The 16,519-nt window shown below is 53.7% G+C and carries 9 protein-coding genes; 1 reads left to right on the top strand and 8 read right to left on the bottom strand.

Going from position 1 to position 16,519, the window contains the following annotated elements; translation table 11 throughout:
* Positions 1–248: 248 nt before the first annotated feature.
* From Pla100_RS29700 to Pla100_RS29675, 5 genes are all read right to left on the bottom strand, one after another.
* The gene (locus Pla100_RS29700) at positions 249–1,865 is read right to left on the bottom strand and encodes a hypothetical protein (protein WP_146582925.1); all 1,617 of its coding nucleotides are present in this window, start codon (positions 1,863–1,865) and stop codon (positions 249–251) included.
* Positions 1,866–2,150: 285 nt separating this feature from the next.
* Entirely contained in the window at positions 2,151–4,622 is a 2,472-nt protein-coding gene (locus Pla100_RS29695) for a hypothetical protein (RefSeq protein ID WP_231603800.1), read from the bottom strand.
* A 476-nt stretch (positions 4,623–5,098) separates the two neighbouring features.
* Positions 5,099–7,618 (bottom strand): tetratricopeptide repeat protein, encoded by a 2,520-nt coding sequence (locus tag Pla100_RS29685; RefSeq protein WP_146582921.1) that lies wholly within the window; start codon positions 7,616–7,618, stop codon positions 5,099–5,101.
* 157 nt (positions 7,619–7,775) lie between these two features.
* On the bottom strand, positions 7,776–8,960 hold the full coding sequence (locus tag Pla100_RS29680) for an Ig-like domain-containing protein (protein WP_146582919.1): 1,185 nt from the start codon (positions 8,958–8,960) through the stop codon (positions 7,776–7,778).
* A gap of 112 nt (positions 8,961–9,072) precedes the next feature.
* Complete coding sequence (locus tag Pla100_RS29675; protein WP_146582917.1) at positions 9,073–10,323, bottom strand: DUF1559 family PulG-like putative transporter; 1,251 nt, start codon at positions 10,321–10,323, stop codon at positions 9,073–9,075.
* A gap of 1,167 nt (positions 10,324–11,490) precedes the next feature.
* Here Pla100_RS29675 and Pla100_RS29670 point away from each other — a divergent pair.
* Entirely contained in the window at positions 11,491–11,994 is a 504-nt protein-coding gene (locus Pla100_RS29670) for a GxxExxY protein (RefSeq protein ID WP_231603799.1), read from the top strand.
* Positions 11,995–12,337: 343 nt separating this feature from the next.
* On the opposite strand, the gene Pla100_RS29665 is transcribed toward Pla100_RS29670, so the two are convergent.
* The 3 genes from Pla100_RS29665 to Pla100_RS29655 all read right to left on the bottom strand — a co-directional run bounded on the left by Pla100_RS29665 (position 12,338) and on the right by Pla100_RS29655 (position 16,212).
* Entirely contained in the window at positions 12,338–13,567 is a 1,230-nt protein-coding gene (locus Pla100_RS29665; protein WP_146582915.1) for a DUF1559 family PulG-like putative transporter, read from the bottom strand.
* 1,112 nt (positions 13,568–14,679) lie between these two features.
* Entirely contained in the window at positions 14,680–15,747 is a 1,068-nt protein-coding gene (locus Pla100_RS29660) for a M42 family metallopeptidase (protein ID WP_146582913.1), read from the bottom strand.
* On the bottom strand, positions 15,748–16,212 hold the full coding sequence (locus tag Pla100_RS29655) for a GNAT family N-acetyltransferase (RefSeq protein ID WP_146582912.1): 465 nt from the start codon (positions 16,210–16,212) through the stop codon (positions 15,748–15,750).
* Between the last annotated feature and the right edge of the window lie 307 nt (positions 16,213–16,519).

Raw genomic sequence — 16,519 nt, 5'->3', positions numbered from 1 at the left:
ATTCATTCGCCTTTGGTTGCTCTCCACCCTTTCTGTTGAAAACGCAGTTACCATTGGCTACGGGGCGGTAACGGTTTCCCCGATCAGGACTTTCACCCGATAATTCAATCGCCTTCACAGGCGCACTAGCAGCGTCTCTCCGAGACGCTCAATGCTGCGAGTCTCGGAGAGACTCGCCGACGTGTTTTGCGGATTTACTTGTGCATTGGTGCTTAGGAGTGCTTGCTTTCATCAAGACGCCACTTTCATCAAGGCGCTGGGGGCACATTTAACAATTTCGCGAACTGTGATGCGAAGGGATGTGCCACCTTGCCAAGACGACGAACACTACTCGACCGCTGTTGGTCTGTTATCGACGCATTTGGCTTAACTTCGATTAAAGAAGTATCGCTTCCCAGCATGGTCAATAACGCCGATAGAGTCGCGCGGCGAGTCGTGGGAAACGGAAATGCGATCTCAGGAAGAAACACTGGCACGGCTTCCTTGTTCACTGCAACTACAAACTGCTCCAGCGTGATCATTTCTTGAATCGCTTCTAGCCATAACCGGGCCTGTGGATTCTCTGAGCCCGTAAGCTGTTTTTCCAAATAAGCCCAATCGTCTTTCGTCATTTCAGCGATGGCAACCACCTGCAATCGACTCCGCGGTTCCGATGAATCCGCAATGTGCCCATTATTTAAATAAGCCTGAAAGCCCGAAAGGCTCTGGACAAACGAACGGCAGCTAATCGGGAAATCGGGTATGCGAGTGGGTTGGTGGCGCTGCCGGTCCCCCGCATCGATTTCGTTCAACAACTCCCGACTCTGTGACCACGGCCTATAGCTATCTGCGTTGACGACCGCACAGAGCTGAACTGTCGAGTAAGATTGCCGTAATTGGCCACCGACAAACATCAGGCCTAAAGCGACCGCACCAGGAACCAAGTATCGGCTACCTTGAAGTTTCAAAGTCGCCAACAACATTTCCGCCGAGGAAACGAAAACGCAGGCCACAGCCAAAGTTGGGATATAAGTGAATCTTCCCATGGCCTGAAATTGAGAAGGGGGAAATTCGCTGCGAGCGAACGCGACTAGCGCAGTATGGAGGGCCGTCGCAACGCAGATCGGCAATAGCCAACGCTGGGATCGAAACCAACCCACAACAAAAACTGTGATTAAGAGAAGGCTCAACGCCACTGCCGGTTCCGAATTTTTGAAGCTTATACCTGCAATCAAACGAGCGGCAGCACTCCCATAAGCTGCCAGAAATCCTGGAAGGGCGTTTCCCAGATCTTTCTGCTCGCTCGGTGCTGTTGCCTCAAAGCCCTGGTGGCTTATGCCCCATAGCTGAATGGCAACGATCCCAGCCGCTGGCAGCGCCCAAGCAGTCAATGTAGCCCAACGTTGTGTTCCGGAGTAACTCGACCAGCGGAGCACTACGACTAGCGGCACCAAGACGCTGAAAACGACAATGCTACTCATCATTAGAAACGAACACGTCAGCGCCAACGCGGTCCAAAGGACCGTGAGCGACACTGGCTGGTGGGTACCTCGGGACGCCCCCAAGGCTGCGACCACGACGAGACTCGTCGCCATAGCGAGATGCGAAGCCCCGATCCAAGTGAGCGGGTTATCAAAACTGCCGAAACTGGCTCCGGCCCACAACAGCCCTGCGATTGCCGCGCTCATCCGCGATGCTGAAAGCTGCAGCGCAAGCTTGTGTAACGCCAGAGCCCCCAGGCACTGAAAACCGATGATCCACGCATGCCATCCGATTGGTTCGACACCAAAGCTTCGAAGTGCCAAGAAGTACCAAGATTTCCACAGAAACAAGAAATGCTCGTTGTGGAATCGCGTTAAAAAACCAAACAGACTCAATCGATCCAATTCGACCTCGCCGATCAAGCATAGATGCCTCAAATCGTCCCAAACATGCGGCTCGGGGAAGTAAGGAATGTGGGTAAGGACGCCGATCGCGATGATCGCGATCCAGTAGCCAACGCCTAAGTAGCGGCCGTTGATTTCGAGGCTATCGGTCGTGGGGTTTTGCACCTTCATGACGTTTGTATGCTCGCGTTTTCGGCTTCGGTCTGTAGTTCATACACAGCTTTCAACTCTCGTTGACATAGGTGGACTCGCATCGCGGTAAATCGGAAGGGATACACAATGCGATCATGGAGTCTTTTCACCATTATCTTCGCTTTTCATCAGTTGCAATTTGGCGCTGTATTGCGTGAGCCGTTGCTCTAAAGTTCGAATTCTTTCAGGATTTGCGTCACTTTGCTTTGCCAAAACAATGGTCTGCTGCATGGCATCGCAAGCTTTTTCAAATTCATTTCGGTTTGCTAATGCAGCTGCCAACGCATCCAAGCAATCATATCGACCATACCTTGAAAGCTCGCAGGCTCTCTGGGCGTAAGCAAGCGCGTCTTTCGACGTCGATCGGTCGGTGAAGTAAGGATCCGTTGACAGTAACCAAGCTAAGTCGCGTAAAGTGTCAATATTGTCAGGCTGTATAGTCAGAGCACGTTTCCAAGCGGATGCCGCGTCAGCGGGCCGGTCATTGGACAAGTAAGCCAGCCCCAGATTCGAGAAGAGGCCGAAATCAGGCCTCGACTCAGTCGCAGCGGTCTCAAATGCCTTCAGTCCGCCGACCTTGTCGCCCACCATCATGGACACAACGCCTAAATTAGTTAACGTCTCGATGTTCCGATCATCCAGATGATAAGCCTTCTTCAACGCGTTATAGGCCGACTTGACATCACCGAGCGATAGTCGGGCTTGCCCCAGTCCAGCAAAGCCCTGAGGATCTGTCGGGGCAACCTTGGTATAGGCTGCGTAATAATCCGCAGCGCGACCAATTAGCCCGCATTCGTCGAAGACTTTGCCAGCCGTCAAATATCCGTCCGGTTGTTGGGATAAAATGCTCTTCAGTTCTCGGTTGATTGTCTCATCTGTTTCGAGGTTGGCTCCCACAGCGCTCGCGGCGACCCGGAGGGCAGCAAATCGAATTTGAAAAGTTTGCGGTGAACGCACACGAAACGCTCCGCGGTTGTAAGCCAACAAGAAATCATCCAACGCAACGACGGCATCGGCACCACGTCCCAACCGGATTAAGCAAGCAACCTGTTTTTCTATTGCCCAATTGACATTGCCGGTGCCCTCTGGTGCCAATTCTCCGACTCGACGATAGTATTGGATCGCCTCATCCCACCGTTGGTGTTTCATGCTATCCTCGGCCAACACTTCCCAAGATTCGAATATATCAGGGGAAATCTCGAGCGATTTCCGAACCAAAGACATCGAACCGGTGAGCGCCCCCAGATTTGTCCAAGCAAGGGAAGTGTTTGGGTTTTTCTCGAGCGTTTCCTTCCAAATACCGATCTCGGTTTGATATACCTTGGTTCGTTCGTGGCTGACGACCGAAAAGACGATTACGCCGATAAACGCAACCGTTTGGCAGAACTGTCGGCACCAAGGTCTCTTGACCGCCTCGACAAGGGAAAAAATCAATAGAGGCAACGCTACGAAAGACTGGTAAATGTAGTGGTCGCCGACGTACGAATATCGCCAAAAGAACACGTCGACCATTCCTAAAATGGGAAACATCGTAATTAAGAAATACGCCCAAAACAGAAACGGACGCAAACCCAGACGATCTCGCCATCGGAACAGGAGATAAGACACAATAGCGACTGCCAAAAGTGGCAGCCAAGCCGTCGGCAGGGCAGGATTGACATGCCAACGCGGATACACAAACGACAGCGTCCCGACCGAGAAGAATTGGCGTACGTAAAACCAAATTGCCCATCCCTGACAAAGGAATCTGGCCAAGAAACCTTGCTCCCGCACATCAATGCCACCAATTAGCTTTTGTTGATACGCAACTCCTACCGCACCGAAGATGAGCGATAAGGCGAACATTGATGCGATGTAGATGATGGGAGGCTTGCGACTGCTCGTTCGTAAAAAATACTCGTTTACCAAAACAGCAACCGGGAGTGTGATCAGGGTCGGTTTTGCGGCAAGTGAAAGAGCAAAAAGAAAGCAGCTCCAGATGAGATGCCTGCTGGCACGTTGCGGATCGAATGATTTCGCATACGACAGCATCGACCAAGCAGCAAAGAATGAAGACAGGATGGTCTTCCGCTGACAGATCCAGGCTACCGACTCGACTTGCAGCGGGTGAGCTACAAAGATCGCCGCGATACCGAAGGCGAGCGGTTCGTGCAAACGACGGAGCAGCAGAAAAACAATTACCCCCGTCAGACCGTGCAGCCACGTATTGTTGATGTGGTAGAGGAGCGGCGACTCGCCGACGAATTGATACTCAAGCCAGAAAGTTGTGTAAGTCAGCGGATAGTAATCGACCGGCTCTAAGGTGAACCAGAATTTGTAGGGTCCTTGAGGATCTTTAAGTAATTCGTTTTCGACGATATAGATATCGATATCATCCCAAATGAACTCACCGCGAAAACATGGAAAATAGATACAGAAAGCCAGCAGAACCAGGCTCGCACACTTCAGCAGGTCCAATGCTAGTCGGTCAGTGAACCACGCGAATCCGATGAAGCTTGCCGGTGACCACTTCCGTTTATTGATTGCTTGAGAAGACGCCATCTTAGGTGCCCAACCATGCTGCACCGAAACCGCCCTGCGTTTCACGACTTAAATCATGATGACGTCGGGCTTGACGATGGTGAGAGCGTTCATTCGGTGGTATGCGAAGTATTTTCTTGTAACACATCTCGTTGCGATAATCCGGAAGGAAGTGGGAACCCATCCAAAACTAAGTACCTATCCGAAAAGGGGTCTGACCCTTTGGAGGCGAGTCGTTATTCGTTCGTCTGTTGGTATCGCCGGAGAGGGTCAGACCGCTTTTCGGATAGGTCTTAAGAACCCGACGCGTGAGTTTTAAAGTTGCACTTTTGCCTGTGGCATTGGTTTTTAATAACCCGCTGCCTAAGCGAGGGATGAGTCAACATCAGTTATCCCTCGCTTACGCAGCGGGTTACGATTAAATCAACAACCCGTTAGCGGCGGCTAACTCAACGCCAACCGGGGCTAACGCCCATCGGCTAATCGTTTTCGGATAGGCTAAAAATGATTTTTAATCACGGCTACTGGTCCTTTTGGTTTTCGATTGCTTTGACTATTCGCGAGAGCGTCTGACGCGCAGGCGTGAACGTTGGCTGGATCTTCAACGCATTTTCGTAACAAACCTTCGCTTCGGAGATGCGTTGTTGTCGGACTAACGTGTTCCCCAAGCTGTGCCATGCTTGATAGTTCCGTGGGTCGAGTTCGATTGCTTGTCGAAGGTAACGCTCGGCAGATACCGGATCATTTGCCGAAAGCAATGCACCGAGATTATTTAATAAGGCGCTCGTGGGTGATCCTGCCTTCATCGCTTCTTGATAGGCAGCGATTGCTTGTTCCGATTTTCCGTTCCAACGGAAGATATCCCCGATCGCTGTTAAAACCAGTTGTTTGTTTGGGTTTGAGCGTTGCAATTGCGAGATCTGGGTCATCGCGGTTTCTAAATCACCTCGACGGGCGGTTTGCAGTGCCGATTCGACCTGCCATATCAGACGATCTTCGGCCGTTGTCGATCTGCTCAATCCGTCGCGTATCAGTCGATCGGCTTCGTTCAAGTTGCCTTCGTCGACCGCGTTTCGATAACGCTGTAGACGTAATTGCGGATGATCGCCTGACGCGATTCCATTGGTGGCGAGCAATGCCTCGCTTTCATCGGATCGCCCTTCTTCCAACAGCCAGCCCGAAAGCTCAATCAGCGAGTCGGCTTTTCGCTGGCGATCAACAACGCCTTGAAGGGTCACCTGAGCTCGCTCGAAATTACCGAGCATCCAGTCCAATTGCACCGATCGTAGTCGGGATGCATCATCGATCACCTTGCTTTGCTTGGTAGCCGCTGACCAACTTTCGTGTGCGTCGGCCCAACGACGCTGTTGAATTAGAATCGTTGTGAGATGCTCGTATAGCTCGACACGGCTGGGTCGATTGGCAATGGCTTGCCGGAGCGATGCTTCCGCGTTGCTCCATTGGCGATGCTCCGCATAGATATCTGCCAATCGCAGGAGGTGGTCGCTACCGCCAGGCGTCAAGTCGATGGCGACCTTGGCGGCTTTTACCGCGCCAGCGAGATCTCCTGTGGCAGACAAGGCATCGGCGAGTCCATCGAACGCCTTCGCTTGCTGGGAATCGATCTGGGTTTGCAAACTTTCCGCATTGATCGCGCGAAGATGCGCCTCCACTGCTTGCTCCGGCTTACCTAGCTTCATCCATTCGGAGCCGACGTTATGGTGAGCACGAAAATTCCAGGGTGCTTTCTCGGCCACATCCTGCCAAACGCGGAGAGCTGATTCGTAAATCATCGATCGTCGGTAGGTCAATGTGCTGAAGATGCCCACGACAACCACCGTCGTCGCGAACAATACGCGATCCAAATGCCTTGGCGAGACAACCGAATCCGTATTTCGATGAACGACCGCCTCGAAAACAACAACGGCACCCACGGCCAATCCGCAGATCACCCAGGCGCTGGCAAGATAGACCCGGTGCTCCACGACGATGTCGGAAAGTGGAATCAAAGATGTTGTCGAGATATTCGCTACGAACAATAGCGGAAACAAGCTCCAGGGTGCGTTCCTCAGCCAGCCCCAAAGTGAAACCAAAATCATCGACAACAAAACAAGCGAAGTCGCAAGGATAATCAACGGATTCGTTTGAGGCGGCCAAAGGTAATCAAGGTTTTGACCGATCGGCATCACGATCAGCCTAAGATAATGCAAGATCGCTTGTGGCTGCGAACACCAATACTGCCAAGGCGTCAGATTATGGATGAAGAATCCTCCCGTGGCAGTTCGATCTGATAAAAACAGCGTCGGAAGCACTGTAAGCGGAACCGCGACCGCGATCGGAAAAAGCAATACCGCAAAATATACTGCTCGGCTACGCCCCCACTTGCCCAAAGGCTGAGGACTGAACAGCCGATCCGTCAGAGGGATCGCCAACAGCGATAACAAACTAGGTTCTTTCGAGCCCATGCTCAGCCAAAACATCCCGATCGAACACGCGAGCAATACACGTCGTCGATTGATCAAGCCTTCCTGCAGTTCGTTAGGCTGCCTCACGGCGACCAGATACAACCCAAAACCGATTAAAAAGAATAGGCTCCACAGCGATTCCGCACGCTGGATCACGTATGCGACTGACTGGGTCGTGATCGGATGGACCGCCCAAGCGAGAGCAGATACGAATGCGATCGGCTCCGCCCGGGCTTGCACCGCACTGGGCCACGACGGTGCTCGCATAACAAAAATCTCGCGCAAGACACCCCAACAGGAAAACGCTGCGAGCACGTGAATCGTCAAATTGGCAACGTGATAGCCCAGTGGGTAAACGCCGCCAATCCAATAATTCAAACGCAATGTTAGGTAGGGGATTGCCCTCGGGTGAACAAAATCTCGCCAAACGGGCCACGCGGATAATCTTGGGTTATCAACGATCTCCGGCAGATCGTCAAAGACAAAAGCTCCGTTGAGCCCGGGCCAGTGTGCCGCGACGACCAAAGCCACCAACGAAACGACAGCAAACCAAAAAACATCGCGTCTACTTTGCATAGGGTTTTCTTGCGACCTGTAATGCCAACCCGGAACCGACTGGTCACTCCCATCCACTTGCCCGGTTCAAGAGACTCGCAAGAATTCGCCGAGTAAAATTCGAATTCTCACGAGTACTACCGCGGTAGAAGGCTTGCTGGCTCTTTAAGCTGAATCACTATTCAACCGAAACAATCGCACCAAGTACAGGGAACCAATTACTGAAGTCCTCATCGTTGGGGTCACCAACCTTCACATAGCCATGCTTGCCGTCTCGATTGAACATCACCGAAGGCGATCCTTTAGGGATAGTCAACGTCAGACGGTAGTTGCCGGGCCGGGACAACGGAACAAGAGTCGCCTGCAGTTCCTTCGGCTCAACTTCTAGCACTTCAAGCCGACGCTCTTCTGCTGCAGCGCCCGGAGAACGCACCAACAATTGGAACTGATGCTCGCGTGATGAATCGCGAGTCTCCAAATCAAGCCCTTGTGACTGGTGGATGTCGTTCGAGATGAAGACGATGGGGGCTCGCACTTTGCCGGTTACTTGCACGACTCGCTCAATCTCTTCGCTACCATCACCCGGAATCACGGTGATGCGGACTTCGCCCGTGAACTTGCCTCGCTTGGTCGGGCGGGCGACGATATTCAACACCATCGCGGACAGTGGTCTTTCTTCAAAAACTTCGGCAGCATCCGTCGAAAGTGGGGCTACTTCCCATTCGAAGCCGGGCAGGTCGCTCGTGGCGCCGGCGATCGAAAACGAATCCAATCGCTGGCTATAAAGCACGATGCGACCGGTCGAGTCTTCTTTGGGGTTCGTTGACGCCAAACCAACGGATTCGGGAGCGATCAACACCGCCTTGACTTCACCGGAGACAGCCAGTTCGATGGTTGGATTCAAAGGATCGTTGGTGCGGACGAACGCTTTCTGCTCATATTTCTCGGCCTGGAAACCCGTATTCCAGGTCATCGTAACGTTGGTGCTCTGACCGGGCAGAAGAACGCTATCGGCTAGGTTCCCGACCGTACATTTGCAAGTTGTTTGTTCCACCTCAAGAGTTAAAGGTGAACCGCCGTTATTGCGAACAATAAAATCCTTCGACAATGTGGAATGCGGATCGACTAGCCCGAAATCATAAGCAGTCGATTCGAACCGTGCTACCGGAGCGTTGGACTGAGTTGCCTCATATCTGATTTTCTCCTTCTCCCTGAGAGAGGCAAGGATCGTGTCGTACTTGGCTCGCTCGCCATCCTTCACGCCATCTGGCTTGTACTCGACGGTCTGCGTCATCAGGCCCGCACCTGCAATGCAAACAACGACACCGAACAATAGCAGAACAAAAACCACGACCGATTTCATTGTCTAACCCAAACAAAAATACAAACAAAAAAGTGAAGACGCCCTCACCATCCTTGGACGGCGAGGGCATCGTGCATTCAAGCTTTATAATTCTCAGACTTCGCCTTCCGACTCAGTCTTCGAAGACGCCCTTGAAGATCAGGTCGTTGAGGACCAAACCAGCAAAGAATTGATCCTTGCCCATTTCGACGTCGCTGCCGACGTAACCGCTTCGGAGAGGATCGGCATCTTCATTGACCGGGAAACCTGGGTTGAGGTAGCCGTCGGCATTGTTGTCGAAGAATGTACGCACACCCCCGTCGCCCATGAGGACGTTAACGCTGCCTTGGTGAACCGCAAACCAGTCGCGGGTATCTTGCAGAATGAAGTTGTTGGCCTGGAGAGCCTGACCGCAAGCTGCGGTAGTAGGCTCGCCACGCTCGCAGTCAATTTGGCTGCCGAAGTTGTGGCCGGCGTCGGTCAATTGAACTGCCGTGCCAGCAGTATTGACGTAGGCAGGACCATCGTTGAACGCTTCGGTCAACAACTCACCCGACGGGATGAACAGCTTGCTCTCATTCGAACCACGAGCGAAAGTGTCGTAACCAGTGCCGGCTTCGTTTCCGTAACCGTAGTTCACTGGAACAACCGCTTCGTCCAAGTCACCTGCACCGGCACAGCCGATCAGACCAACGTTGCTGCTGCTGATGCGGCTACGATCCATCAAGCTGGCTCGGAGCGGGCCAGCCGATCCACCAACACCCTTCTGATCGTTGCTCAATTGAAGTCGGGCTGCATCCATGCGAGGCATGGTGCGGACCAAGTGATAGCCAGCGGCGTAGTTGGTGTTGAAGCCGTTTTCGATGAAGTAACGGGCGACCAACTCAGCACGTGGGACCGTGTCATCATCGGTACCGGCAAAGTTGGTTCCTGAACCGCCGCCAACACCCTTCCATTCAGTTTGACCGCACATACCGTCGACCAAACGCTCAGGTGCAACGCCTTCACGCCCGTCTGTGGTGTCACGGCCGTAGAGGTCATTCAATTTTTCCGAACCCTTGAGCGGGTTCGAAGGGTCGAGCGACTCGTTCAAGTTGCCGTCGCCGACGTTGACGATATCGGCAACCCAGCCCCAAGTGTCCATGCATCCGTCGCGACGGAAGTCCGACGCACCCGAGCAATAACGGGTCAACGGGTCGCGGTTGCTGAACTTGAACAGGCCAACACCGATGTTTTTTAGGTTGGCTTGGCACTGTGCCGTACGAGCAGCTTCACGAGCCTTGGTGATCGCCGGAAGCAACAAAGCGGCCAGCAACGCGATGATCGCGATGACGACCAGGAGTTCGATCAGGGTGAAACCCTGTTTTCGCAAACGAGTTTGCATTTTTCTTCCTTTTGAAATTTCTGGTACCCTCCGAACTTTTTGTTCGAAAACGGGGCACCGTGTTTGTTAAGATTTGGTGATGCTTGTGAGCTAGGTGGCGTGTCGCTTCGTATCACTTCCGTGGATGGCAGTCCGCGTCGGTGTGCGGCACGTCGCCGACTCTTTTCTTTTCAACTTCTGGGAGACATCGAAGAATCATGGCTTCGTTGTCGACTTGTCAGAACCTTGGTTTGCCGGCCAATCGTCTGACGTTCCTTGTAGGGACTGAGTGTCTTGGGATGTTGGGCAGGACCTCCTTTCGTCAATCAGTTTGGGGTGGGAGAAAAGCGATCTGAAAGGGTTCGGCTCGCTTCGATGACGGTGTTCTACACCAAGTCGCGTTATCTAAAAGTGCTAACCGCACTGATTCATCAACCTTTCATAAAACCTAAATGCGACCTGTTTGAGAAGCTTGTTTTGGCGCGAAAAACGCTGGTTTTTTGCTTGTTAAGTATGGAGAGGAAGGAACGCTAATTTTCGCTGATCGAACACTAATCAAAACCGTGCACCTGGACTTTGGGGGCCAGGTTTCGGTGTTCGGACCGGCGATGATCGGATTAGTGTCCGATTAGTGGAGATTAGTGTTCCTATTTCTTCTTCGAGGTGCGGACGGGGGCGGAACGCTAATCTTCGCTGATCGAACGCTAATGAAGACCGAGTGTTTGGTTTTAGGCGAACTGAACTCTTGCGAGTCCAGCTACGAGGGGCATCTGAAACGGGGCGATCGGATTAGTGTGCGATTAGTGCAGATTAGTGTTCCTATTTCTTCTTCGAGGTGCGGACGGGGGCGGAACGCTAATCTTCGCTGATCGAACGCTAATGAAGACCGAGTGTTTGGTTTTAGGCGAACTGAACTCTTGCGAGTCCAGCTACGAGGGGCATCTGAAACGGGGCGATCGGATTAGTGTCCGATTAGTGGAGATTAGTGTTCCTATTTCTTCTTCGAGGTGCGGACGGGGGCGGAACGCTAATCTTCGCTAATCGAACACTAATGAAGACGGGTGTTTGGTTCTGGGTCGACTGAATTCTTGCGAGTCCAGCTACGAAAGGAATTCGACAGGCGGGGATCTGATTAGTGTGCGATTAGCGGAGATTAGCGTTCCCAATTTCTTCTTCGGCTTGGGTCGGATGGGCGTTCCGAGTGACCTGGTGTGGGACGAGGAGCCTTACAATGAGCGTTGCCTGGGAATTGATATTGGGTTTCCTTGTTTACTTTTCGTCCGGAGTGAGGTGATGTTCAAGCAAGAAGGTTACGATTTGATGGCTGCGGCGTTCGAGGTTTACAACGAACTCGGATACGGTATGTCGGAAGAGATTTATCAAAGCGCCCTCGAAGTGGAGTTAACGCTCAGAGAAATCGAATTCAGCGCCCAGGCTCAACTGAATGTTTACTTTAAAGGGCACTTGCTGACGCCGAAGTATCGTCCCGATCTGCTTGTCTTTGGTGAAATCGTCGTCGAGCTGAAAGCTCTCAAAGAACTTTGCACCGATCATGAAGCTCAGTTATTCAACTACATGCGCATCGCTCGAAAACAAGTTGGTTATCTGATCAACTTCGGCAAAAAAGGGGAACTGGAATGGAAACGGCTGATTGTGAACGATCTGCATCAGCGAAGAGTTGAGGAACGCTAATCTTCTCTAATCGAACACTAATGAAGACGGGGTGCTTGGTTGCTGGGTGGACGACTGAACTCTTGCGAGTCCAGCTACGGAGAAAATTCGGCAGGGATGATCTGATTAGTGTGTGATTAGCGGAGATTAGCGTTCCCAATTTTTCTTCGACGCGGCGGTGGGGACGGGGAGGAACGCTAATCTTCTCTAATCGAACACTAATGAAGACGGGGCGTTTGGTTCTGGGGTGGACTGAACTCTTGCGAGTCCAGCAACGGAAGGCGTTCGACGGGGCCGGTCTGATTAGTGTGCGATTAGCGGAGATTAGTGTTCCAAATTACTTTCAAGCTTGAACCGAATTGTGTTATTCGCCCTTGCTATTGAGTGAGTAGTAACTGGCGAGGGTTAAGTCGGGGGCTTCGTTGTTGGAGTCGGTCCAGTAGGGTGACTTGGCGGGGAAGCCGTTGTTGATGAAGCCGTCGTTGTTGCTGTCGACGATGCCTTGCACGCTACCGTCGGCCATCAGCACGTGACACACGCCGTTGTGGTGCGCGGACATGCCACGATAGTCTTGGCGTGTGTCGTGGCTCCAAATCTTGAGCCAACCGTCTATGCCCGCTCGTGGTGTGCCCGTATTGAATTCGGGCTGCTTCAGTAATTCGCCGTTTACCAATTGCGTCGCGGTCGAATATGCCTCGTCGGCGGAACCATCCCCGTCCGTGTCGATCGTCTCACGATGCAAAACAGGACCACCAACGATGGACGTGGTGTAGGCTGCGCCAGCCTCGAGACTGCCGGAGGCACTCGACAGTAAACCAAGTGCATAGGAGTCGCACAGAAGTGGGACGGTGTTGGCGGGGGTCTTGGAGCTATCGAGCAACCGCGTCGTCAGCGGACCGCGAGTGACGTTGGTGCTCTTGGCGGACGCGTCGCAGGCGGCGTCTTTGGGCCGGGGATTTCCTTCTTCGTCGAGCACCAATTCACTGCGAACGAGGAACCACGACGCGGCATAGTTGGTGTCGTAGCCGTTTTCGAGCATTTTCGTTGCTACGATGTCGCTGCGATCGGCAGTTCCGGCCACGATCGGGGACGAAGGTGGATCGGCTTCCACGCCGGAGATCATTCGGCCGATGTTGTTGATCTTGTAGCCGGTTTCACTCTCGTAGGGTTCACTGCCTAGCCGATCCACACACACGTCGTTAAAGTCTCCATCCGAAGCGGTGAGCATGAATTCGACCGCTTTGCTGGTTCTGGCCGGATTGCTCGTGCACCGCATTTCACTGACCAAAATGCCGCGGCGGACCAAGTCGGCGACCCATCCGATCTCAGTCGGCACGCCGTCACGTTCGGGATCGAACGCACCTGAGCAGAATTCGCCGTCCGGTTCGCTCGTCGTGCGACCGGTCAATCCGATGCCGAACTGCTTGAGGTTGCTTTGGCACTGCGCCGCGCGGGCCGATTCTCGGGCCTTGGAAACGGCCGGCAACAACAACGCGGCGAGGATGCCAATGATCGAAATCACGACCAGCATTTCGATCAGGGTGAATGCCGATCGGGTCGTCGAAGCGTGGTGAATTCGGTGATGGTTTGACATGAATCTGCCTGTAGATACATGGTTCGAGATCAAGACAAACGGATTGTCGATCGGTAATGTCTCCAGGCAATGTCAATTCAATTTTCTGTGAAGTTCTTCACGGATGCTGCGTGATATCTTCACGAAATATTCAAGCAACGGTGGCCGGTTCTCGCTGATCGCGACGATCGATAGCCAACAATCGTTTAGCCGAATAAGGTTTGAGGACATCGGCACGTCGCCTAGCCGACGTCTCTCGGGCTGTTGTTTTCGTGTGCGGACGGCGCTAGTGGGCTGTTGATTTAGTTTGCATCGCAACCCGAAGCGTGAGCGAGGGATACCTACAAAGGTTTTAATGGCGTTCAATCCCTCGCTGACGCTTCGGGTTACGATTAAATCAACAGCCCGCTGCTTCGGGTTACGATTAAATCAACAGCGCGTTAGCGGCGTGTTGATTTAGTCCTCATCGAAACCCGATGCGTGAGTTTGGAAGTTGCGCTTTTGCGTGTGGCATTGGTTTTTCGTAACCCGCTGCGTAAGCAAGGGATGAGTCAATATCAATGATCCCTCGCTGACGCATCGGGTTACGAAAAAATTGCAACTTCAAAACGTGTGAGCGAGGGATACTTCAAAGAGAATTGATGGCGCTCAATCCCTCGCTGACGCATCGGGTTACGATTAAATCAACAGCCCGCTAGCCGCAGGTTTTACGGAAAGCCGCTCTCCAAGACTCGGACAAACGACCGCTCCGCTGGTGTCAGCCTCGGAGAGGCTGACCTACGTGGTGACGATTAGCGGGAAGCGTCGACCGGTCCTTCGGACTGGGTTTGGTAAACGGAAGGGTGGTTGGTCCAAAAACTGTACTGGATTCGACTTGCTCACCCAGCTTCGCAGGTGGAGGCGACTGAGCGCGTTGGAATGCCGGGTCTCCGCCGAAGCGGCTGCGACCCAGCCTACTTGAGCGGGGGCGACTGAGCGCGCGGGAATGCCGGGTCTCCGCCGAAGTGGCTGCGATCCAGCCTACTTGAGCGGGGACGACTCAGTGCGTGGGGATGCCGGGTCTCCGTCGAAGCGGCTGCGATCCAGCCTACTTGAGCGGGGCGACCAGGCTACGGTTCAGCCGGGGCTACGGTTTAGCCGGGGATGAAGTCGCAGTCGGGGGTTAGGTTTTGGGCGAAGAGCGTTAGCAGCCGTGCGATGGCGTCGAGGTCCGAAAGCGAGACCGTTTCAACCGCCGAATGCATATAGCGGTTCGGGACGGCGACCAAACCGGTGGCGACGCCGGCACCGGAGATTTGCAACGCGTTGGAATCATTGGGTGCGGCGCGGCCGAGCGCGGCGAGTTGGTAATCGATGCCGTTGGCTTCGGCCAACTCGATCAATCGGGAGGCCACTTTGGCGTTGATGTTCGGACCACGGAAGATGACGGGCCCGCCACCCAAGCGGATGTCGCCCTGTTGTTGTTTGTCGATCGTCGGGCAATCGGAGGCGTGCGTGACATCGACGGCGATGGCGACTTGCGGGTCGATGCGGGTGGCGGCCGTCTTGGCACCCCTTAAACCGATCTCCTCTTGAACGGTCGCGACGCTGTGCAAATGACAGGCAAGTGGCGAGGCGGTTTGCTCGGCGGCGCAGCGACGGATCGTCTCCATCACCGTCCACATTCCGGTTTTGTTGTCCATGCCCGGGCCACTGACACGATCGCCGAGCAAGGTGTGATATTTCAAATCTAATGTAACCGGATCACCGATGCGGACACTTGCCTTGGCCTCGTCGGCACTGCGGGCTCCGATGTCCAACCACATTTCCTCGAGCCGCACGACCTGTTCGCGTTCTTTGGGCGAGAGCAGATGGATCGGCTTGCGGCTGATCACCGCCGCAACGGGGCCACCGGCGGTCCAGATCGTCATCGCTTGACCGATCAACTGCTGCGGATCCCAGCCGCCGATCGTTTGTGCGTACAGGAAACCTTCCTCGTCGATGTACGAGATCAACATGCCGATCTGGTCGCAGTGTCCGGCGAGCATTAAACGAGGGCCGGAGGCGTCTCCGATGCTTGCCGTCAGGTTCCCGTGAACGTCGACCGACACGTCGGATGTGTGCGAATTGAGGTACTCTCGAATCAGTTTCTGGATCGGCTCTTCGTAGCCGGACGGGCTCGGGGTGGTGATGGCCGCTTGTAGGAATTCAATGGGTGTCATTTACGAACCGATGTCGTCGAAGTTGCGAGGACGGATTTGATAGAAGAGAGCTTTTTTCTGGTCCGGCAGCGAGAAGTCGAATCCACACGAACGCAGGAAGTCTTCGGATGAGCTGATCGCGAGCACTTCCATGATGCCGAGCGATCGAGCCCGATCGATGCACATGGCAACGAGCTTGCGACCGACCCCGTGTCGTTGGGCCTCCGGATGGACGGCGAGACATTGCAGTTCGGCGAGCTTAGGCGAATATATTTCGACCGCGGCGAAGCCCATGCACTTCTCGTCTTTCATGGCAATGAAACCGTGGCGTGTGAGTTCGATGACCTCGGCCTCGCTACGAGAAAGTAGCAAATGCTGAGCCACGAAGGGCCGCATCAACGCGTGAATCGCGGGGGCGTCGGAGGGCGTTGCCTGACGCAGTTGAAACTCGAACGGTACGGCGGTCTCGCCGGAGGGCTCACTCATGCTGTCTTGTTGCTCTGTGCCTATCGTGTTGTTGGAACGCGACTAATACAAGCCCGACGCGCAACGGGCGGTTGATTTAATTAGCCGTACCGCGTTAGCGGCGGTATGCACGGCCGTTAACCGGGGCTAACGCTGGGCTGCTAAAAGTTTGGTGTTGACACGGATTTTTGGTGTCTTCTTTTTCTTCCGTAGATGTTCTAATGGTGTGATCCATAGAGGTCTCCACGGAAGGTCAGCATGTCGAAAGAAATCTCCGAGTACAAGTCGCCACCTCACAAGATCATTGCCTTCCTCAAGGACGGCCGCG

This window comes from Neorhodopirellula pilleata (genome assembly GCF_007859915.1).
GTDB lineage: Bacteria > Planctomycetota > Planctomycetia > Pirellulales > Pirellulaceae > Rhodopirellula > Rhodopirellula pilleata.
This window is presented reverse-complemented; position numbering and strand designations above follow the sequence as displayed.